The following is an 18,691-nucleotide window of genomic DNA, read 5'->3' on the forward strand; positions in this document are numbered from 1 at the left end:
GCCACCACGAAATGGGTTTTGGCCGCAAGAGGATCCCCGGTGCGCATTGAGCTGTTGCAGACCTTCTTGAAAGTGGTGGAAACGGGCAGTTTTTTGGCTACCGCCCGTGTCAGTGGCTTGACCCAATCGGCCATTAGCCGCCAAATCCAAGCCTTAGAAGAAGAAGTGGGTACCCTCTTGTTGCATCGCAAAAGTCCGGTGGTGCTCACAGTGGCAGGGGAGCGATTGTTGCCTCATGCTCGCCGGATGTGTCAAGAGTGGCAACGGGCCCAGGAGAGTATTTCGGAATTGCTGCAGGGCAAACAAACGGAATTGTGTATTGCCGGGATCCATTCCCTGATTGCCCATCAGTTGCCGCCGGTGCTGCAACAGTTTTGTCGGGAATACCCGGAGGTGCAGTTACGGGTGACAGCCTTGGGTAGTGACCGCGCTTTGAAGGTCTTGAAAGATGGCCTGGTGGATTTGGCGTTGGTGATGGATAACCCGCTCCTGACCCGTGGCGGAGAACTGGTGGTGGAGCCGCTGTATTCTGAGCCGATTCAGGTGTTGATGACCGCCACCCATCCCCTCAGTCAATACGAACGGATCCCTTGGTCGGTGTTGGCGGAGTATCCGCAGGCGGTGTTTAAGGATGGCTACGCGATGCGCTCTTTGGTGGGATCCCATTTGGCTGCACAGGGTCTGACTTTGAAAGCCGCTTTGGAGCTGAATACCCTCGATGCCTTTCGCGGTGTCGTGCGGCAGGGACAGTTGATCGCCTTGTTGCCCCAATCGGCACTGGTGGATTGTTACGCCGATGCAGAGTTGCAGGTCAGACCCACAGAAGCACCCCTGTTGGAGCGGAAAGTGGTCATGGTCACCACCACCGACCGTTACCGGATCCCGCCGATTCAGCGTTTTTTGCAGTTGGCCGCCCAGTTGATCCGCTCGACAGCAGAGGCAACGTCACCCCATCTATCCGCTAAGCTGTTGCAGACTTTGTAACAGTCACTGTCTCTATGAGCTTCTCTATGAGCCATGAATTTCGGGAACTGTTAAAAAAAATCGGCAGTGGCACCCATACCCACAAAGATCTCACCCGTGCCGAAGCGGCCACCGCTACCCGCTTACTCCTGACGGGTGAGGCAACACCGGCCCAGATCGGTGCCTTTTTAATTGCCCATCGTATCAAACGCCCCACAGCAGAAGAATTGGCGGGCATGCTCGATGCCTACGAAGAATATGGGCCACTCCTGCCGAAACGGGATCTGCCAGGCCCATTGATCATCTTTGGGCACCCCTATGATGGACGCTCCCGCACCGCTCCGGTAGGGGTTTTGGTGGCGTTACTACTGGCCACAGCGGGATCAGCCGTCTTGTTGCATGGTTCGGGGCTGTGTCCCACCAAGTATGGGCTGCCCCTAGAAGCCCTCTGGCGGGGGTTAGGCGTGGAATGGCGGGGTTTGTCCTTGGAACGGGTGGGCCAACTGTTGGAACAAACCGGCTTGGGGTTCTTATATTTGCCCGATTGCTTTCCCCAAGCCCAAGCCCTGATGGACTATCGGGATCAAATTGGCAAGCGCCCTCCTCTGGCTACCCTTGAGCTGGTTTGGGCTCCCTATGACGGCCCTTTTCACCTGATTGCTGGGTATGTGCATCCCCCCACCGAGGCGACGATGGTACAGCTTTTTGCCCTGCGCGGGATCCCTACCTTTACCACTGTCAAAGGGCTGGAGGGCAGTTGTGATCTACCGCGGGATCGGACAGCCATTCTCAACCATGCCGGAAAAAGACTGCTCTTGAAAGCCCACGATTACGCCCTGGCTGGCTCAGAAATCCCCTTGGGCAGCCCGGAGGATCTGATCCGGCAGATGCAGCACATGTTGGCGGGCCAACCCTGCGAACTGACTCCTGCCGCGCTGTGGAATGGAGGTAGCTACCTCTGGCACCTCGGCCATGCCCCATCCCTCGAAGAGGGGATCCAACTGGCTCGGGAATTGTTCTGCTCTGGGCGGGTGATGGACAAGGTGCGGCAATTGACTCACCTCGTCCAACCTTCCTACCTCTAGGGGCCCAAAGGGATCCCTGCCTGGAAAATCCCCTGATGGAGGCACTGCACAACCTGTAGCATAAGTGCTACGCAAAGCTACACAAACATTGAAGATGCCCTGCCATTGAACGTCATCTGTTTTTGGCAGAGGGAGAGGCAGCACCGGAATCGGGGGCTCAACAGGGAGAGGGATCTTGGGGCGGGATCCCTTTCTTTATCGCCCCTTCCAAAAGAGATTCCAGACTGGGATCCCAGACCTATATTTTTGAAGCAAAAAACTGAAGTAAAAAAGGCCCTCCTTGGGAGAGCCAATGGAACTCTAACAAGAACTAGAAGGCATTAGGGCAGCAGCTCCTCCACGGCCTCTTCCTTGGTATTGGTGCGGCGAGACAGTGTCCTACGGTCAAAGGTAAGGTGAATCTCCCGGTTTTGTTCGCCATCCACAGCTACAGCAAAGATGGGGAAGTCGATATTGCCATCCGGGAAAGCCATGTGGAAGCGGAAAGTACCGTCTGGGTTCAGCTGGATCTGCCGCCCACCAATGGTGACCGTCGCATCGGGTTCAGTAGCCCCGTAAACGATCAACTCCGCATCCGCCACCAACCAGAACTTGCGGGAGCGCTGCGGCATCACCTCAGAAGCCCCGGAGAACAGGCCCAAGCCCGAGCCGGAGGCCATCCAGGGAGCAGCAGGCACCTCTGACATGGACATCGACATCATGCCCACCCCAGACGGAATGACAAACGAGCTGAGGGTTTCTTCCGGCAACATCTGGCGGCTACCCATCTGATGGCTACCAAACAGGGATCCGGCCACCCGCATTGATTCAAAGCCACCCACCATCTCAAAGAAGCGATCACTGACCGTTCCTTGCTGAGGTTCATTGCCTTTGTAGGCCACGACACCCAGACCAGTCGCACTGCGCTTGTAGGGTTCATTGAGTTGATACAGGGTGCGACCTTGCAGGGCCATATCGAAGGGCACCGTCAGGAATTGCTCCTCAAACCAGTCGGAGGGATAAACCGGGGGCACCGCCACAGCAGCAGAGCGGGCCAAGACCAACCAACGGCCATCTCCAGCTCGGTAACCAATTTCCACAATGTAGGAACGATCGCTTACCGGGATCGGCAGGTACCATTCCCGCGCCAATTCATCACAGGGATATTCCTGCATACTGTGGGCGGGTTGGTAGTTGAAATCAATGTCCGTGACATCGTAAAGGCGCAAAGCCAACTGCTGGCCCCCTTCCCGGCGCTTGCTTTCTTTAGCATCGTTGGGAACATCCCAATAGGTATAAGCCCACTGGGGATCCCGCGGCAGCAGCACAATGCGGCTCTCCCCATAGCCACCGGGTAAATCTCCTAGAGCTTGGTCTACATCTGCTAGGTGCAGCTTGGTATCGGTTTGGCTATTAAATTTTGCTCCACTCACAGGTTCTTGTCCTCTAGGCTCAGGCATTGCATCGGTGGGACGACCACTTCGAATAGCCTGTGCCTCTCGGATAGCGAGCACCAGCTGATCCTTGGTCATGCGGCTGTATTTGGGAATTTCGTACCGAGCTGCTTCTTCTCGCAACTGCCGGATGGTCATTTCCTCTAGTGGGATCCGCTCTTGTGGCATGGTCGGGGTCTCCTGTCCTCAACAAATCGGGCGTTGTGCGAACATTCAAGCTTCTCTTTGGGAAAGGCCAATACCCGCTTGAGCCAAGTATGGCCCCCGGCTCGCTGACGTGAATGGCCTACTTTTTCGCTCTCCAGCCGCTGATAACCGGAGGTTGGGGATCAACGGGGATCAAAGAAATAATGAACTTATGTTTACGTATTTTTGTCTGAGGGTCAAGAGCTTGGGGATCACTCGGGATCAAATCAGGTTTTGTCTCGTTAAAAGGTCAATCTGATGTAAGGATTGAGGATCCACGGCTGCATCTCTCGGAGGGTTGGATTGCGCGGGATCCCCTGCCAGATAAGTGTTGGGTCAGTAGGATGGGGGAGAGTGAGTGGCAAAGTGAGGTGCGCGGATGCAGGGATGGAATCGGCAAATAACCGTCAACATTGGCCGGTTTTTTTCAGCAAGTTTGGCGTTGGGTTTTGCCGCCGCAACAGGAAATGGCCTCTGGCCCACTAACTTGAGCGGAACGGCTCATGCGCAAGCCTTGTTTCCCAGTACTGCCCCCACACCCCGAGTCATTGACCGCCTGCAAGGGGGATCCCTGCCAGCCGCTTCGCCAGCAGTGGAGCCTGTTGTCGAGCAACCCATCTCACAACCCATTCAGAACTCCGTCCCGCTGACGCCCTCGGAAGAAGCCCCTTGGCGTGTGGTGGGATCCGATGCAGTGGTGGATCCCGTAGAGCCACCGGATGCGGAGCTGGCGGAAGGCCCTGTCTTTAATTTGGATCTGTTACAACAATTTGGCACCAGCCCCGGGGGTAGTGGGTCGGGATCCCGGCAGGGAGAGGTGACTGGCCCCGGTACCGGTCAGAGTGGTGTGCGCGGCTCCAGTCCAGGGGCGGGGGTTGGTTCCGGCCAAGGGCCAGGTGGGGGAACAGGGTTAGAAGCGGGGGCCCAACAGCGGGGGCCACAAACCACAGGGCTGATTGTGGATGCCCGTGGCCTAGATTTCCTCCCCAGCCAGTCGATGCGCCTGTTCGACCCCGATGGCAACCAGGTGTATACCCCTGTCAATCTCAGCCAAGACCTGAATGCGGCCTTTGTGGGCAGCGAGGGCACTGCCGCCTATGCCACTTCTGAAGAGCAGGCCCGCTCGCTGGTGAATCGCATTGGGGAACGCCCCCATCTCATTCGTGCCGTTCGCACTCTTGGCTATGACTTGGTGATCACGGCTGAAGATGCCTTTAGCCTGCGCCAGATGAACGAGGTGGATGGATTCTTGAATAACTTTGCGGTGGTGGTGATTTGGGATGCCAATCAGGCCAGCTTGCCTTGAGGGTCTGGGATCCTTAAAAGCACAGGAACAAGCAAAAGGGCGGATGATGTTAGCCTAACGGCTGTCCTTACTCTCGTGATGCTTTCCCCATGCAACGGTTCGCTGATCAGCCTTTGCGAGAACGTCCTCATATCGCTGTGTTTTCCTCCACCAAAGTGGGGAACTTCGTCGTCACGATTCCGTTGCTGCGGGGCCTCAAGGAGAAATACCCCGGTTGTGTGCTGGATTTTTTCGGCAGCGAAATCACCCACGACTTTGAAATCCACTGCCCCTACATCGACTTTAGTTTTCCGCTCTACAATCGCCGCCCTGATTATCTGGAGGCCCTGACCACAGCGGTACGGGAACGGGTGACCCAAGCAGGCCCCTATGATCTGGCGGTGAATTGCGATGAATTTAGCGAATTGAACCTGGTGGCAGTGACGGCGCTCCGACCGCAGTACATTGCGGGCGCGGGCCTAACCTTGGACTTCCGGCGCAAGCTGGAAGCGGGATCCGATCCTGTGCAACGGATGCTTCAGGAGGACAACTGGAACAGCCCCGAGTTTTTGCACCGCTACCGAGATCTGCTCACCAGCAACTACATCGCCGAGATTTTTTGTCGTCTGGCCTATGTCGAGACGGATTTTTTCCGCTTGGAGCTGCCCAGTCGGGATCCCGACTTTGCGGTGCCCGATGTCTTGGTTCACATCACCACCACCCGCAGCGCCAAAATGTGGCGGCTGGATTACTGGAAACAGGTGATCGAGTGGTGTGAGGGACAGGGGTTGCAGGTGGGCTTGATCGGCAGTGCCCCGGATGTGCAGCGCGCGCTCTATCATGCGGGCAGTAGCGAGGATGACCTACTGGCCCAGACCGGGATGATCGACCTGCGGGGCAAAACCTCTCTGATTGAGCTGGCGGGGGCACTGAAACGAGCTAAGGTGTGCATTTCTGTAGATGCTGGCCCGATGCACATCGCGGCGGCGGTGGGTTGTCCGACCATTGCTTTGTTTGGCAACGATGCCGACGGAGACGGGGCTAGCCCAGTCCGGCTGTGGGCACCTCGCATGCCCCACGTGTACATTACCCAAACAACGTACAAATGTCGGCTCTGCCTGGAGAACAAATTTAAGAACGAAGGCTGCCTGGTGGAAGGACACCCCTGCATGGCCCATCTCCCCCCCGAAACCGTGATTCGCTACTTGCAGGAGATCCTGCAGAAATCCTGAACTCAGTATCTTTTGTATCTGTTTTTTGCGGAGGAGCACAGTCCAGTCCAATAGGGATCCCCTTAGGCTAATTATTTAGCGCTTAAAACATTTGGGTGTGAGCTGTGGTGTTCGGGACGTGGTATCGCCGTCAGATGGGCCGCTTCGGAGAACTGAGCCAGGTAGAGGCTTGGCAAGGGGTTGCCCTGATGTTGTTGGCCACCGGCTGTTTTGCCTCTTTGGGGGCGATTATCCGGCTTAACTCTCCTGCGATTCATCCGTTTCAAATTGTCTTTTTGCGAAATCTGTTTGGGTTTCTTACCCTTTCGCCCTTGCTACTCCAGGCCGGGATCCAGTCTTTACGGACCACCAAGATCGGTCTTTACCTGTCGCGCGGGGTGATCAGCACGGTGGGGATGTTGCTTTCCTTTTGGGCCGCCAGTATTTTACCTTTGGCGGAGGCGACGGCGCTGAGCTTTACCCAGTTGTTGTTTGCCAGCTTGATTGCGGTGTTGGTTTTACAGGAACGGATGCGGCCTTATCGTTGGCTGGCTCTGGGCCTTGGGTTTGCCGGAGCTTTGGTGATGTTGAGGCCAGGGTTTCAGGAGGGATCCCTGGGTATCGGGCTCACCTTGATCGCTTCGGCCCTCTTCGCCTGGGTGACAATCGTGATCAAAATGCTATCCCGCACCGAGTCCAGCATCACGATTACGGCCTACATGGGCCTATTGCAAACCCCCATGTCGTTTCTAGCCGCCGTTTGGGTTTGGACTTGGCCCTCTCCTGAGCAATGGCTGTGGATGGTGGCCATGGGGTTGCTGGGGACGATCGGGCAGGTGGCCCTTACCCAAGCCTATAAGTTGGCGGATGTCACAACGGTAATGCCCCTGGATTTCTCGCGATTGATCTGGGCTAGCCTGATCGGATTTTGGGTGTTTGCTGAGATCCCGGATTGGTGGACCTGTTTGGGCGGAGCGCTTATCTTTGCCGGCGCCACATCGGGGGTATACGGGGAGGCTCGCTGGAGAATGCTGCAAACCCAGGCTCGTACCAGTGGTGTTTAGCTTGTGCGGCGAAGCCCCTGGCTTGTTGCTACGCAACGCTTACGCGACCAGACACGGGGAGGGAAGCCTACCCCTCAAGGCAGGCGATGACCCTCCGGGTCGTGCGGAGCACGATGCCCTCGACGGGCTTGAGCCTGCCAACAATCTCTCGGAATGACAGATGACCTATCGCTACTTGGCTTTCGGTTCAGGCAGGGTATTAATCCACGCTCTGACAACCTCTGACATTGATCTGACATTGAGATGTCGAGCCTTTCGGCTTCAGCTTTTAGCTTTGCAAGTTCAATGTCTGTCAGGCGAATGGGTAGTGTGTTTGTTCTTACCATACCACTATACAATCTGCTATACATAAGCTATACATAATAAATAAAATAAAAATAAAATAATGGATACCTAATCATCTTATAGGGATGTGGACGGATGGCGCGAATAGCTTTAATTGTGCGAATGGAATGCACTGGGGACGAAATTAAATCTTGCAAAAAATTAAATCTTGCAAAGCTGAGAAGATTTAGGAATTGGTCAAGAAGCTAGAACCTGGCTTGAAATTGGTCAAGAAAAGCTGTGAAAAGAAGTTCCCGAATTTGTGCGTTGAATGACATTCAGTAGACCCGAAAGGAGTTGACCACAAAGAGTCAAGCGAGGCTCTCCCGGACTTATGGTGATCAAGGATTACTAAGGCTAGAAAGCTGCTAATAACCTAGCTCTGAGGTTAGTCATGTTGGTAAACCCATGCCCTTGTCGTTTGATTAGCTTATCACATGAAATCTGTCATAGACAATATGTGCTTTGGGAAATACCGGCTTGACTACCCTGGCAAATCCAGCCCCTATATCGATGCTAACCTCTTCGATATTCAGCCTCTCTTCCTCTGTCCATAGGCTTTCTAGATATTCAGTAAGCTCTTCCGCCTTGTGAACATCAATCACCTCAATGAGACAATGATTCTCCAGATCGCTGATAACTCTCACATATTGATTATGCCCTTTTCGCATGCTTATCTCGTCGATACTGATTTTCTTGAGCTGAAACCCTTGGGCTTTTTTGCTTGTCGCTGCTCAAACTGACAGTTGAATATTCCTTCAAAATGAGGACAAATCCTCTCGTTAGTATTCAGCTCTAGTTTGAGGACAACGCGGTGTTCTAACTCTACAAACTCTTGGGTTTTGACTCCAGCAAGACCCAATAACTTATCAAAAGAAACCAATGTTCGTCATGGAACTCAGTATCTCATTATACTATCGACACCAAAATGTCAGGAGAGCCAATCAAGACCAAGATAAGTCAAGACTAAATCAAGACTGATTCCAGTATCCTTTTCTTCGAATTCGCAACAACACCTGGGCAACCAAGGTCAAAACTGGTAACTCAATCAGGGGGCCGATCACCAAAGCTAACGGGATCAGTGGACGCTCAGTAAAAGCAGAAGCAGCAATCGCCAGAGAGAGTGGAGAATTGCGAGCCAAAGTGGTACAGGTTAAACAGGCTAACTCCTCGTACGTTAAATCTAAAAAACGGCAAAAAAAGAATCCACAGCAATCCAGTCAGTAGATTTTCAGGATTTAACTCAACCAGATCTCCTGCTAAAAATAACAGATAAACTGGCAAAAGTAGGATTTGCAGAATCCAGTTGAGGGGCAACAGGGCGGTGGCCAGTACCACATCCCCACCTGCTATCCCTGTAAACACCAGATACCAGTCTGTGCAAGAGGTTACCATCAGCAGGATCAGGCCAACCCACAAATCCGGCTGATCCGACAAAAAAAGAGCCCCCAGTCCCCAAGCCAAAGCTGGGGTCCAGAGAAAGTTGATGAACAAACTTGCCCACACCACTTGGGAGGCATAATACATTTGCTTGAATTTCTGAATCGGAATTCCCAGGAAAGTCAGATAGAGCAGCAAAGCTAGCAGCGGTTGAATAAAGCTCCCCAGAATCTTTTCAGAATTCGACCACCCTGTGAGCGCCAGACCCCCCAAAACCGACAACATGACAAACAAAGGTTGGGCTTTTTCCATTTCTCAAGGTCGGTAATAAAGGCTTACCAAAAATCTAACGATTGGTCAGGGTAGATAAAGAAGGCAGGATATCCTCTCGAAAGGGGACCTCATTTTGATTAACGTTTTCCAGCTCAGCCAACATGAGAGGATTGACTCGATTCAGGTAGGGTATCAACACTTGTTGTAGTCGTGGGTGATAGAAACGATGGTAGCTGTAGACAGGTGTAGCGGGAAATCCGCGCCGAATTTTATGGGATCCCCCAGCACCAGGATCGAAATTACGGATCCCTTCTTGAATCGCAAGTGCAATCGGCTCATAATAGCAAACATTAAAATGTAGGAACTTAACTTCTTCCCGACAGCCCCAGTAGCGTCCAAACAACCGCTCCCCCTTGCGTATACAGAAGGACATCCCCACCACATCACCTGCCCGTTCTCCTGCTACCAAAACCACGCGATCCCGATAGTGGGAGTGTAAAGATTCAAAAAAACGACGGTTAAGATATTTGCTCCAATTCCAAAACTGGGCGCAGGTATTGCTGTAAAAGTCATACATCAGTGAGAGAAGCCGTGGCGAGATGTTATCTCCAGTATAAATATTCAGTTGAAGGCCACTTTTCTCCATGGCTGCTCGTTCTCGTTTGATATTCCGTCTTTGATTGGCATTAAATTGACTCAAAAAGTCTTCGTAAGAGCTATAGCCAGGATTGTGCCATTGGTAGTTATGGGTAATGCGGGGAATAAATCCATCCGCTTCCAGTTGTGACCGCCAGTCCAGATCCACATAAAGTAAACTGAAAACGGAAATATCATTCTCTTGGCAAAAGTGATCAATCGCCATTAACATTAGCGGCCACAGTTCTGCTTCCGAATGCTCGGGATGAACGAGAATGCGATAGCCGGTGGCCGGAGTAAACGGGGCCATGCCGATCAGTTTTGGGTAATAACGTTCCCCCAGTTGGCTGGCGACTGAAGCCCATTCTTGGTCAAAAACAAATTCCCCCTGGCTGTGGCTTTTCAAATACAGCGGAGCAGCAGCAATCAACTGGCCTTCCGATTCCACCAAGAGATGGCAGGGCATCCACCCGGTTTTCCGGCTGGCAGATCCTGAGCTTTCTAAACTGTGCAGCCATTCGTATTCCAAAAAGGGAGAGGTGCGCTCCGTTTCCAGCGCTTTCCAGCTGGCTGCTGGGATCTCGCGGATATCGTGGCACCAACGCAACTTCAAACGGGTTGACATTGGCCTGCTCGAATCAATCCAACCCGTCGTGCCATTGCTTCAGCTTGGCTGGAGAAAGGTCCCCAATGCTCCTGCTGGCTCAACAAGGGATCCTCAGCAGAAAGGGACAGCACCTGACAGGATCCCTGCGGCTGCTTGATCACATACCATTCCGAAACGGGATCTGAAACCATGCTGCTACTCCCTTGCAAAGACAGAACCTCCCCGACGGGGCCTATCTTCCCTTGATTCTAGTCGGGATCCCGAGGCTCGTAGTAGCGGTTGGCTAGCTCTAGGGCTGCCTGAAACTTTTGCTCACGGCTGAGATCAGAACGACGGGCAATATGAGCGAAGGTATTGATGTCCGGGGGCAGAAAGTCGAAAGAGCGCTGTTCCCGTACAATCTCGACTACCAAGTCACAAAGGGCCTGCTGATAATCATTGTAAAAAATTTCTCCCAAGGCTTTCAGACGGCCATCGGGCACAGGATTATTAAAATCAATGGCTTGGAGTTCTCCCTGTTCATCGATAAACATCTCTACAGAGTTCATCTCATAGCCCAAAACCCGATTGATAATCCGACAGGTATCAATCACTTTTCTTCCTAACTCCGGGGTTAGAAACTCGGGATCAAAAATATATTCACTGGCATCTAGCTTGCGAAAGATATACTTGATCGGGATGATTTTACGACCAATACACAAAGCTCTGATTTGCCAAGGGTAGGGAGTTTTCACCTTCTCCTGTAGCATCATCACCTGAGATCCCGAATGGTTGTACAAATACAGCAGTTGATCGAGGTTATAGGCCAGTTCTACCCCAATCGCCTCCCGTCCTTCCGCAGGTTTGATGACAATGGGCCAGCCCAGTTCTTCAATCATTCCTTGCCAATCGAAAAATTTGTGGTACTTAAAATCGTCTCCTTGGAGAGCGGGGGCTTCTTTCGGGGGCAAGATATAGGTTTTTGGAATGGAGATACCCAAGTCTTTAACTACCATATAGGCAGCATCTTTGTTCCGCAGATAATAATAGAAACTGAAGGGATTATTGATGATATAAACGCCTTGAAAAGCAAAGCCCATAAACAAGCCAATTGCCTGTGGGTATAGATAGCTAAAGCGATCCAAGATCAGGCGATATTTGGTGCGGTAATCCAGATCAACCTCGTGAATGGTGACATGTTCGGCTCGGATCTTATAGGTTTGGCCATTGACAGCAGCGATGGGCGGGAGAGCATTGAGCCGCTCCACGGTTTCATCCCCAAAGGGCTCGCTAAAGTGCAAACTGCCAATCCAGTAGTCTTCCGTCATGGTCTTCCCTTCACTCCTCACATGGGATCCTACGCGAAGGCACGGATTTGCGCTTGCCACGTGGGCCAGTCGTGATCCCCTTCCCAGACTTCCAGTTGATGGGGGATGCCGTTGCGGTTGAGAACTTCTGACAGACGCAGATTATCGCTAAGGCAGTGGTCATGGTGCGCCGTTAACAACTTGAGATCCGTATTGCGCCCCCCCAATTGATCCCACAGTTGCCGGCTCATGTTGGACATGTAAGCGAGCGGGTTGATAAAATACAGCTCCTGTTCCGCCTGTTTGGGATCCCAGCCGGTAATGGATCCCAGCGCTGCTACATCGTAAGGCCCACCCAAAGCCAGACAACGGCGGACCAACCCCGGATGCCGACAGGTGAGATTGACCGCATGGGTTGCACCTAGCGAAAACCCGGCTACCACCAAAAAATCGTTTTGGGCTTCGTCCCTGACATAGGGGATCAGCTCCTCCACCCAGTGTTGCTCCAGCAACAACCATTGATCCCGCCGTTGTGGCAATTCCAGTTTACGGTTGAAAAAGGTTTCCCAGTCTAGGGTTTCTACACAAAAGGCTTGCAGATAGCCCTGCTCCAGATGATGGCTAAGGCTGGCAATAATGCCTCGATCTTCTAGGTCGAAGAAGCGGCCATTGCTGGTGGGCAGACAGATCAGTGGGTAACCCTGATGCCCGAAGTGGAGCATCTCCATCTCCCGGCCCAAAATCCGAGAGGGGAAGCGCAAGTACTGACGGGAATAGGACATGGGAACCAGAGGAGGGATCCTCCGAAGATATACCAGGCTTTGTCTACCAAAAGCAGGGTGAGATCCGCCCAGGTGAGGATCCGAGTCATTCCAATCTGTTCAAGGGCAGCTCAAAAGGTCAGCCTCAGGCTCAGGAAATTTCTGTGAACAGATCCTTGAGGGCGGTGCGAGCGGCCAGGTGCTTACGGGTGGACTCAAGAATTTCTTCTTCCCGTTGCAGGCGGCTCTCGGTACTGAGCATTTCTAGTAGAGCCTGTTGCTCTTGAGGAGCACCATGAAAGTGACCAGCAATCCAATAGGACAACTCCGTTGGGGTGGTGGGCAGTTGATCCGGCAGTTCGGTATCCCGTTCCATCAGCTTGCCCGAGAGGCGTACCACATCTTCTAGTAGAGTGGAGACTTGCCGCACCAAGCCTTGTAAATCAGAAGTCGTCGGCTCATCCTCGATCCACTCCACCAACCCCACCCGGAAGGGTTTTTCCCGTACATAGTCCAGAAGGCGGAAGCGCTGCTGTCCAAGGGTCAGAATATCCATGCGGTCATCCGGCAACCGTTGTACCTGCAACACTTCGGCACAACAGCCCACCCGCACCGGGGATCCCTTCTGAGGATCAAACATCAGCACCCCAAAGCGCCGATCCGTCTCCAAGACGGTGTTAATCATCATGCGGTAACGGGGCTCAAAAATGTGCAATGGCAGAGGGCGGCCTGGAAACAGCACCACCTCTGGTAGCGGAAACAACGGCAGCTCACGAACATCCAGTGAAGAGGAAGGCATAGCGTCTGTGCTTTTCGTTGTAATGAGTCTAGCCCATCTTCTTTACCGATCTTTACCGAATCTCAGACCGATGGGGAGAGAGGATTTTTGATGCCTATGAACCTATTCTATGCACCTATGATATGGGGCGATGGCCCTCCGGGCCGTGCGTAGCACGATGGTGCCAAACGGTGAGGGCAATGGCCAGGGCATCGGCAGCGTCATCCGGGCGGGGCAAGCTCGGCAAGTTCAGTTCCCGGGCCACCGCAGTTTGGACAGCATGTTTGTCGGCACGTCCATACCCGGTGAGGCTTTGTTTCACTTGCGCGGGCGTAAACTCTATTGGCAGCAGTTGATGCTGCGCCAAGACCAGCAAAATCACCCCACGGGCCTGAGCCACGGCAATGGTGTTGCCCATTTTGTAGAAGAAAAGTTTTTCGAGCCCCACCTGTTGGGGGCGCAGTTGGCGCAGCAGTTGATCCAGATCATCGTGCAACGTTTGTAGGCGTTCTGGCATCGATTGTTGGCTAGAGGTGCTGATCACGCCGTAATCGACCGGTTTTAAGCCCGTGGATCCCGCCAGAATGCAGCCAAAACCCATGGTGCCCAGACCCGGATCAAGACCTAGGATCAACTGATCTGCTGCTGCAAGGGGCTGCTGGTGCAAAGGGTCGGGTGGTTTACGCAGAGGTGCTCTCCTTATCCAGTCTGGATCTGGGATCCGGCTCTAGCTCAGCAGGGTCGTTGCGCAGATACATCAACCCCGAGAGTAAGGTCAGAACCACCGCCAGCCAAAAACAGGGGATCCCTACCGGCCATCCTAAGATCAACAGAGCAATCGCCAGAATTTGGGTTACCGTCTTTGCCTTGCCCCAGAGGTTGGCCCCACGAATCTGGGTTTGATTGACCCGCCAACCGGCAATGGCCAGTTCTCGTCCCACAATCAAAAACACCCCCCAGGCCGGGATCCGCCCCAACTCCAGCAAACTGAGCAGTGGCGCCAGCACCAGCAGCTTATCCACCAAGGGATCCAGAAACTTGCCCACCTCCGTCACCAACCCATAGCGCCGCGCCAAGTATCCATCCAACCAATCGGTGGCCGCCGCTAGCAGAAAAGCCCAAAAGGCCAAGCCTTCTCCTGCTGGGGATCCCCAACTTAACCCCAGCAAAATAAACGGGATCCCGGCCAAGCGCAGCAGGGTAATGGCGGTGGGTAGGTTTACCCAGGCCAGCTTAGGTCTCTGGCCGAGAATACCGCTCTCCACGTTGGCTTCGCCTGAATTCATTGATAACGGCCCAATCGCTCGGTGAGCAGATCGTAAAAGCCCTGGGCATTTACCCCAAAGGCCACCTGGGCATTGGCCGGCTGGCCACTGGCTCCCCAGCGATCCACCACTGTGCGGCCCAAGTTGAGGGGGCTGGCAGTTTCCACTTCCACATAACAGGGCTGGGTCTGGAACAGGTGTGGTTCTAGCAAATAGGCAATCACACAGGGGTCATGCAACGGCCCACCGGGCAATCCATAGCGCTCGATATCGAACTTGCCATAAAAGGTCAGCATAGCAGCCACTGTCTGCCCTACTTTTGTACCCAAGGCGCGAATCCGCTCAATCCGCTCTGGAGTACTGATCACCTGGTGGGTCACATTCAATCCCAACATTACCACTCGCCGGATCCCAGCACTGAGCACCACCTGTGCCGCATGGGGATCCGTGAGGATGTTGAACTCGGCTGCCGGGGTAACATTGCCCTCAAAAGCGGATCCGCCCATGAACACCAGTGCCTCAATGTGATCGACAATCTGCGGCTGCTGCACCAAAGCCACCGCCAAGTTGGTCATCGGGCCGAGCAACGCCAAGGTAATCGGCGCCGGAGCGGCCATTAGGGTGTCGATGAGATACTGAACAGCGTGGATGGATCCCAGTGGCATTTTCGGCTCCGGCAGATCCGCTCCATCAATCCCGGTTTTGCCATGCACCTGTTCGGCGGTTTCCAGAGGACGCAGCAATGGACGCGGGCAGCCGGCATAGACCCCCACTTGCGGATGACCAGCCAACTCACAGATGCGCCGCGCATTGCTACTGGTTTGCTGCACCGAAACATTCCCCGCCACTGTGGTGATCCCCAGCAGCTGCAACTCCGGCGAGGCCAAAGCCAACAACAGGGCCACCGCATCATCCTGTCCCGGGTCACAATCGATGATCAGGGGACGCACCATAGGGATCCCAACCGGAACTCACTTACCCCCTAGTGTAGGAGGCAACGGCAACAGCGGTACGCACCGGATCCCTTGTTGGACTCTAAGGTATTGGACTCTAAGGTAAACCGAAGCGGTTCCTCAGGCTATGGTTGCCCTTCTATCCCCGTAGGCAAGCTTCCCAGCCAGATTTACAATCGAAAATGGCCTTCTGTTTGCTCCTCATTGACCCCCCCCAGTACACAGCCACTGCGTATTTGCCTGCTGCAAGCCTGGGATCCACCTGATGGGGAGCCGCTGGCTTGTGAATCCCTCCTGCCCCCTGAACGCTTTGCCAGCGAAAGTTTCCGCGAACCCGATCTCTTCCTAGAACATCTGCACCAGCAAAATGGCGGCATCGACTGCCTGGTCTTGCTGGTGGATCCGAGCCGACTGGATCAGCTGGAGCATATCGGCAATCAACTGTGTGAATGGGGACTCCTGTTGCCCACTGTTTTGGCGCTGGTTTTTCAACCCTCAGAACCTGAGCCTGGCCCAGAAGAAGCAATCCGTGTCCCGGATCCTGCGCGAACCACCCAAGCGCCATCTACCTCCTCTCAGACTGCCAGCGCTAATGCCCTCCTCAAACGGGAGCAATTTTTTTACCACAACGCCACCTTGGTGCGTTCCCTAGCGCCGCGAGATCTGCTGGTTCATACCCACCGCAGCGGGATCTCTCCTCTAGAACTGTTGATCGAGCGGGCCATCGCCTTGTTTCTCCAGGTTTCCCCCACCTGCGGTCTGCCGCAGGGGCAAGTGCGTCCGAAGGGGCAAGCCTACCTGACCTATAGCAACCAGCAACAGCAGCGGCTGGCAGAAAAGCTTCGGGAACGGCTGGGCTATGCCGGAGTGTATTATCATCGTGACCCGGAGCTGTTTTATCGACGCCTTTCTGAGCCGGAGCGACGGGCCTTAATGCAAAGGCTGCGGGGTCTGTACCAAACCATCGTCCTGGAATACTTCCAGTCTCCGGAAACCGCCAATGCCCGCATCGATGAACTGGTGGCCCTGGCCTTTTTTGCCGATATTGGCGCTGCCCAACTGTTGGAGTTACACATGGGCTTAATGGAGGATTTTGCCAAACAACTGAAATTGGAGGGCCGCAGTGAGGAGATCCTGCTGGACTATCGCATTACCCTGATCGATGTGATGGCCCACCTGAGCGAAATGTACCGCCGCTCCATTCCCAAACCCGCGCCGAGGGATCCCTGAATATGTCTGCCGAAGCTCGCAAAGCCTATGTTCTCAAGCTCTACGTGGCGGGCAACACCCCCAATTCCCTGCGTGCCCTCAATACCCTGCAAGACATTTTGGAAAAAGAGTTTCGCGGCGTGTACAGCCTCAAGGTGATCGATGTCTTGAAAAATCCGCAACTGGCAGAGGAAGATAAGATCTTGGCAACGCCAACTTTGGCCAAAATCCTGCCGCCGCCGGTACGAAAGATCATTGGCGACCTGTCAAACCGGGAGAAAGTGCTGATTGGCCTAGATCTGCTCTACGAAGAACTGGACGAAGAGGCTTGAAACGCGCCATGGGAGTGAGGAGAGTGTGATGAATCAGCCATTTGGGCCTTCTGAGCCACAAGAGCCGCAGGCGCAGGATAAAGCAGCGGAAGTCTCTACCGCTCCCCCTCAACCCAGCCGCCGCATGGGACTTTTGGAGCCGCGCGGGATCCCGAAAAAGCCCACTGGCATTGAAGGCTTCGACGACATCAGCCACGATGGCCTACCGTTGGGGCGAACCACCCTAGTCAGTGGCACCTCCGGCACTGGCAAAACCCTGTTTGCTACTCAATTTCTCTACAACGGCATTGTTCAGTACCAAGAGCCGGGCATCTTCGTCACCTTTGAGGAGACCCCCGCCGATATCATCCGCAATGCCTCCAGCTTTGGCTGGGATTTGCAATCGCTCATCGACAAAGGCCAACTGTTTATTCTCGACGCTTCCCCGGATCCGGAAGGCTATGAGGTCAGCGGCAATTTCGATCTCTCCGCTCTGATCGAGCGCATTCAGTACGCCATTCGTAAGTACAAAGCCAAACGGGTCTCCATCGACTCAGTGACTGCTATCTTTCAGCAATACGACCCTGCCGGCATCGTGCGACGGGAGCTGTTTCGCCTCACCGCTCGCCTCAAGCAGGCCAATGTCACCACTGTCATGACCACTGAACGCACCGATGAGTACGGCCCGATTGCTCGCTTTGGGGTGGAAGAATTTGTCTCCGACAACGTTGTGGTCTTGCGCAACATCTTGGAAGGAGAAAAACGACGGCGCACCATCGAAATCTTGAAGCTGCGGGGCACCACCCACATGAAGGGAGAATATCCCTTCACCATCACCAACGATGGCATCAATATCTTCCCGTTGGGGGCAATGCAACTGACGCAGCGCTCCTCGAATGTCCGAGTGTCCTCCGGCATCGAAAAGCTGGACGAAATGTGCGGCGGCGGGTTCTTCAAGGACTCGATCATCCTGGCCACAGGTGCCACCGGTACCGGCAAAACCTCACTAGTGAGCAAGTTCCTGGAACGAGGCTGTCTGGATGGGGAGCGGTGCATTCTTTTTGCCTACGAAGAATCGCGGGCCCAGCTTTCCCGCAATGCCTCCTCTTGGGGTATCGACCTAGAAGAGTTCGAGCGGCAGGGCCTCCTAAAGATCATCTGCGCCTATCCCGAGTCCGCGGGCTTGGAAGATCACCTCCAGAAGATCAAAACCGAGATGATGGCCTTCAAGCCCTCTCGCATTGCCATCGACTCCCTTTCGGCACTAGCGCGGGGGGTGAGCCAGAATGCCTTTCGTCAGTTTGTGATTGGGGTCACCGGCCTGGCCAAACAGGAGGAGATCACCGGCTTTTTCACCAATACCACCGACCAATTCATGGGATCCCATTCCATCACTGAATCCCACATCTCCACCATCACCGACACGATTATTTTGCTGCAATACGTCGAGATCCGCGGCGAGATGGCCCGTGCCCTCAATGTTTTCAAAATGCGTGGCTCCTGGCACGACAAAGGCATCCGCGAGTACTTGATCTCCAATGCCGGCATCCAAATCCGTGACTCCTTCCGGGGCTATGAGCGCATCATCAGCGGATCCCCGACCCGCATCAATGTCGATGAGAAAAACGAGCTCTCCCGCATTGTGCAAAATGTGCAAGCCCTCGATGACGATGGATTTTGA

Annotated in this window: 19 protein-coding genes; 8 read left to right on the top strand and 11 right to left on the bottom strand. The window is 54.1% G+C overall.

What is annotated here, in order from left to right:
• The first annotated feature begins 39 nt into the window (after nucleotides 1-39).
• Nucleotides 40-984, top strand: coding sequence for a LysR family transcriptional regulator (locus JX360_RS06450; RefSeq protein WP_244349825.1), 945 nt, complete (start codon nucleotides 40-42; stop codon nucleotides 982-984).
• Nucleotides 985-1,010: 26 nt separating this feature from the next.
• Nucleotides 1,011-2,048: an anthranilate phosphoribosyltransferase family protein gene (locus JX360_RS06455; protein WP_244349826.1), complete on the top strand. Its 1,038-nt coding sequence runs from the start codon at nucleotides 1,011-1,013 to the stop codon at nucleotides 2,046-2,048.
• 320 nt (nucleotides 2,049-2,368) lie between these two features.
• Here the strand turns inward: JX360_RS06455 and JX360_RS06460 are convergent, their stop codons facing one another.
• Entirely contained in the window at nucleotides 2,369-3,649 is a 1,281-nt protein-coding gene (locus JX360_RS06460; RefSeq protein ID WP_244349827.1) for a DUF4912 domain-containing protein, read from the bottom strand.
• 397 nt (nucleotides 3,650-4,046) lie between these two features.
• On the opposite strand from JX360_RS06460, the gene JX360_RS06465 reads away from it, so the two are divergent.
• The 3 genes from JX360_RS06465 (at nucleotide 4,047) to JX360_RS06475 (ending at nucleotide 7,227) form a co-directional block, all read left to right on the top strand.
• Nucleotides 4,047-4,973 carry a hypothetical protein gene (locus JX360_RS06465; RefSeq protein ID WP_244349828.1) on the top strand — a complete coding sequence of 309 codons (927 nt, stop codon included), beginning with the start codon at nucleotides 4,047-4,049 and terminating at the stop codon, nucleotides 4,971-4,973.
• 89 nt (nucleotides 4,974-5,062) lie between these two features.
• Nucleotides 5,063-6,184, top strand: a complete 1,122-nt coding sequence (locus JX360_RS06470) for a glycosyltransferase family 9 protein (protein WP_244349829.1) — start codon at nucleotides 5,063-5,065, stop codon at nucleotides 6,182-6,184.
• 107 nt (nucleotides 6,185-6,291) lie between these two features.
• Nucleotides 6,292-7,227, top strand: coding sequence for a DMT family transporter (locus JX360_RS06475; protein ID WP_244349830.1), 936 nt, complete (start codon nucleotides 6,292-6,294; stop codon nucleotides 7,225-7,227).
• A 749-nt stretch (nucleotides 7,228-7,976) separates the two neighbouring features.
• Here JX360_RS06475 and JX360_RS06480 read toward each other — a convergent pair.
• The 10 genes from JX360_RS06480 to JX360_RS06525 all read right to left on the bottom strand — a co-directional run bounded on the left by JX360_RS06480 (nucleotide 7,977) and on the right by JX360_RS06525 (nucleotide 15,490).
• Complete coding sequence (locus JX360_RS06480) at nucleotides 7,977-8,243, bottom strand: transposase (protein WP_341830534.1); 267 nt, start codon at nucleotides 8,241-8,243, stop codon at nucleotides 7,977-7,979.
• Nucleotides 8,244-8,640: 397 nt separating this feature from the next.
• Complete coding sequence (locus JX360_RS06485; RefSeq protein WP_244349832.1) at nucleotides 8,641-9,243, bottom strand: arsenic resistance protein; 603 nt, start codon at nucleotides 9,241-9,243, stop codon at nucleotides 8,641-8,643.
• A 34-nt stretch (nucleotides 9,244-9,277) separates the two neighbouring features.
• Nucleotides 9,278-10,465, bottom strand: coding sequence for a GNAT family N-acetyltransferase (locus JX360_RS06490; RefSeq protein ID WP_244349833.1), 1,188 nt, complete (start codon nucleotides 10,463-10,465; stop codon nucleotides 9,278-9,280).
• The gene (locus tag JX360_RS06495) at nucleotides 10,450-10,638 is read right to left on the bottom strand and encodes a hypothetical protein (RefSeq protein WP_244349834.1); all 189 of its coding nucleotides are present in this window, start codon (nucleotides 10,636-10,638) and stop codon (nucleotides 10,450-10,452) included. The genes JX360_RS06490 and JX360_RS06495 overlap by 16 nt, the downstream gene beginning before the upstream one ends.
• Before the next feature lie 57 nt (nucleotides 10,639-10,695).
• A complete protein-coding gene (locus JX360_RS06500) occupies nucleotides 10,696-11,754 on the bottom strand; it encodes an ATP-grasp domain-containing protein (RefSeq protein ID WP_244349835.1) in 1,059 nt (352 codons plus the stop codon).
• A gap of 29 nt (nucleotides 11,755-11,783) precedes the next feature.
• On the bottom strand, nucleotides 11,784-12,515 hold the full coding sequence (locus JX360_RS06505; RefSeq protein ID WP_244349836.1) for an alpha/beta hydrolase-fold protein: 732 nt from the start codon (nucleotides 12,513-12,515) through the stop codon (nucleotides 11,784-11,786).
• Between the two features lie 130 nt (nucleotides 12,516-12,645).
• On the bottom strand, nucleotides 12,646-13,293 hold the full coding sequence (locus JX360_RS06510) for an LON peptidase substrate-binding domain-containing protein (protein WP_244349837.1): 648 nt from the start codon (nucleotides 13,291-13,293) through the stop codon (nucleotides 12,646-12,648).
• 115 nt (nucleotides 13,294-13,408) lie between these two features.
• The gene (ruvC, locus tag JX360_RS06515; protein ID WP_279611300.1) at nucleotides 13,409-13,906 is read right to left on the bottom strand and encodes a crossover junction endodeoxyribonuclease RuvC; all 498 of its coding nucleotides are present in this window, start codon (nucleotides 13,904-13,906) and stop codon (nucleotides 13,409-13,411) included.
• Nucleotides 13,907-13,952: 46 nt separating this feature from the next.
• Nucleotides 13,953-14,558 (bottom strand): CDP-diacylglycerol--glycerol-3-phosphate 3-phosphatidyltransferase, encoded by a 606-nt coding sequence (gene pgsA / locus JX360_RS06520; protein ID WP_244349838.1) that lies wholly within the window; start codon nucleotides 14,556-14,558, stop codon nucleotides 13,953-13,955.
• Nucleotides 14,555-15,490, bottom strand: coding sequence for a nucleoside hydrolase (locus JX360_RS06525; RefSeq protein WP_244349839.1), 936 nt, complete (start codon nucleotides 15,488-15,490; stop codon nucleotides 14,555-14,557). Before JX360_RS06525 ends, pgsA begins: the two co-directional genes overlap by 4 nt.
• Before the next feature lie 204 nt (nucleotides 15,491-15,694).
• Between JX360_RS06525 and JX360_RS06530 the strand changes: the two genes are divergently transcribed.
• Genes JX360_RS06530 through kaiC form a run of 3 tightly spaced genes read left to right on the top strand, consistent with a single transcriptional unit; the run spans nucleotide 15,695 to nucleotide 18,691 of the window.
• On the top strand, nucleotides 15,695-16,720 hold the full coding sequence (locus JX360_RS06530) for a circadian clock protein KaiA (protein WP_244349840.1): 1,026 nt from the start codon (nucleotides 15,695-15,697) through the stop codon (nucleotides 16,718-16,720).
• A gap of 2 nt (nucleotides 16,721-16,722) precedes the next feature.
• Nucleotides 16,723-17,031 carry a circadian clock protein KaiB gene (gene kaiB, locus JX360_RS06535; protein ID WP_244349841.1) on the top strand — a complete coding sequence of 103 codons (309 nt, stop codon included), beginning with the start codon at nucleotides 16,723-16,725 and terminating at the stop codon, nucleotides 17,029-17,031.
• A gap of 28 nt (nucleotides 17,032-17,059) precedes the next feature.
• Nucleotides 17,060-18,691 carry a circadian clock protein KaiC gene (gene kaiC, locus JX360_RS06540; protein ID WP_279611301.1) on the top strand — a complete coding sequence of 544 codons (1,632 nt, stop codon included), beginning with the start codon at nucleotides 17,060-17,062 and terminating at the stop codon, nucleotides 18,689-18,691.

Source organism: Thermostichus vulcanus str. 'Rupite', from assembly GCF_022848905.1.
In the GTDB taxonomy this organism is placed as follows: Bacteria; Cyanobacteriota; Cyanobacteriia; order Thermostichales; family Thermostichaceae; genus Thermostichus; species Thermostichus vulcanus_A.

What these genes read in the sequence shown, in the direction of transcription:
- JX360_RS06455 (WP_244349826.1), top strand. Translation starts at nt 1,011, where the DNA reads ATGAGCCATGAATTTCGGGAACTGTTAAAAAAAATCGGCAGTGGCACC.
- JX360_RS06460 (WP_244349827.1), bottom strand. Translation starts at nt 3,649, where the DNA reads ATGCCACAAGAGCGGATCCCACTAGAGGAAATGACCATCCGGCAGTTG.
- JX360_RS06465 (WP_244349828.1), top strand. Translation starts at nt 4,047, where the DNA reads ATGCAGGGATGGAATCGGCAAATAACCGTCAACATTGGCCGGTTTTTT.
- JX360_RS06470 (WP_244349829.1), top strand. Translation starts at nt 5,063, where the DNA reads ATGCAACGGTTCGCTGATCAGCCTTTGCGAGAACGTCCTCATATCGCT.
- JX360_RS06485 (WP_244349832.1), bottom strand. Translation starts at nt 9,243, where the DNA reads ATGGAAAAAGCCCAACCTTTGTTTGTCATGTTGTCGGTTTTGGGGGGT.
- JX360_RS06490 (WP_244349833.1), bottom strand. Translation starts at nt 10,465, where the DNA reads ATGTCAACCCGTTTGAAGTTGCGTTGGTGCCACGATATCCGCGAGATC.
- JX360_RS06495 (WP_244349834.1), bottom strand. Translation starts at nt 10,638, where the DNA reads ATGGTTTCAGATCCCGTTTCGGAATGGTATGTGATCAAGCAGCCGCAG.
- JX360_RS06500 (WP_244349835.1), bottom strand. Translation starts at nt 11,754, where the DNA reads ATGACGGAAGACTACTGGATTGGCAGTTTGCACTTTAGCGAGCCCTTT.
- JX360_RS06505 (WP_244349836.1), bottom strand. Translation starts at nt 12,515, where the DNA reads ATGTCCTATTCCCGTCAGTACTTGCGCTTCCCCTCTCGGATTTTGGGC.
- JX360_RS06510 (WP_244349837.1), bottom strand. Translation starts at nt 13,293, where the DNA reads ATGCCTTCCTCTTCACTGGATGTTCGTGAGCTGCCGTTGTTTCCGCTA.
- pgsA (WP_244349838.1), bottom strand. Translation starts at nt 14,558, where the DNA reads ATGAATTCAGGCGAAGCCAACGTGGAGAGCGGTATTCTCGGCCAGAGA.
- JX360_RS06525 (WP_244349839.1), bottom strand. Translation starts at nt 15,490, where the DNA reads ATGGTGCGTCCCCTGATCATCGATTGTGACCCGGGACAGGATGATGCG.
- kaiB (WP_244349841.1), top strand. Translation starts at nt 16,723, where the DNA reads ATGTCTGCCGAAGCTCGCAAAGCCTATGTTCTCAAGCTCTACGTGGCG.
- kaiC (WP_279611301.1), top strand. Translation starts at nt 17,060, where the DNA reads ATGAATCAGCCATTTGGGCCTTCTGAGCCACAAGAGCCGCAGGCGCAG.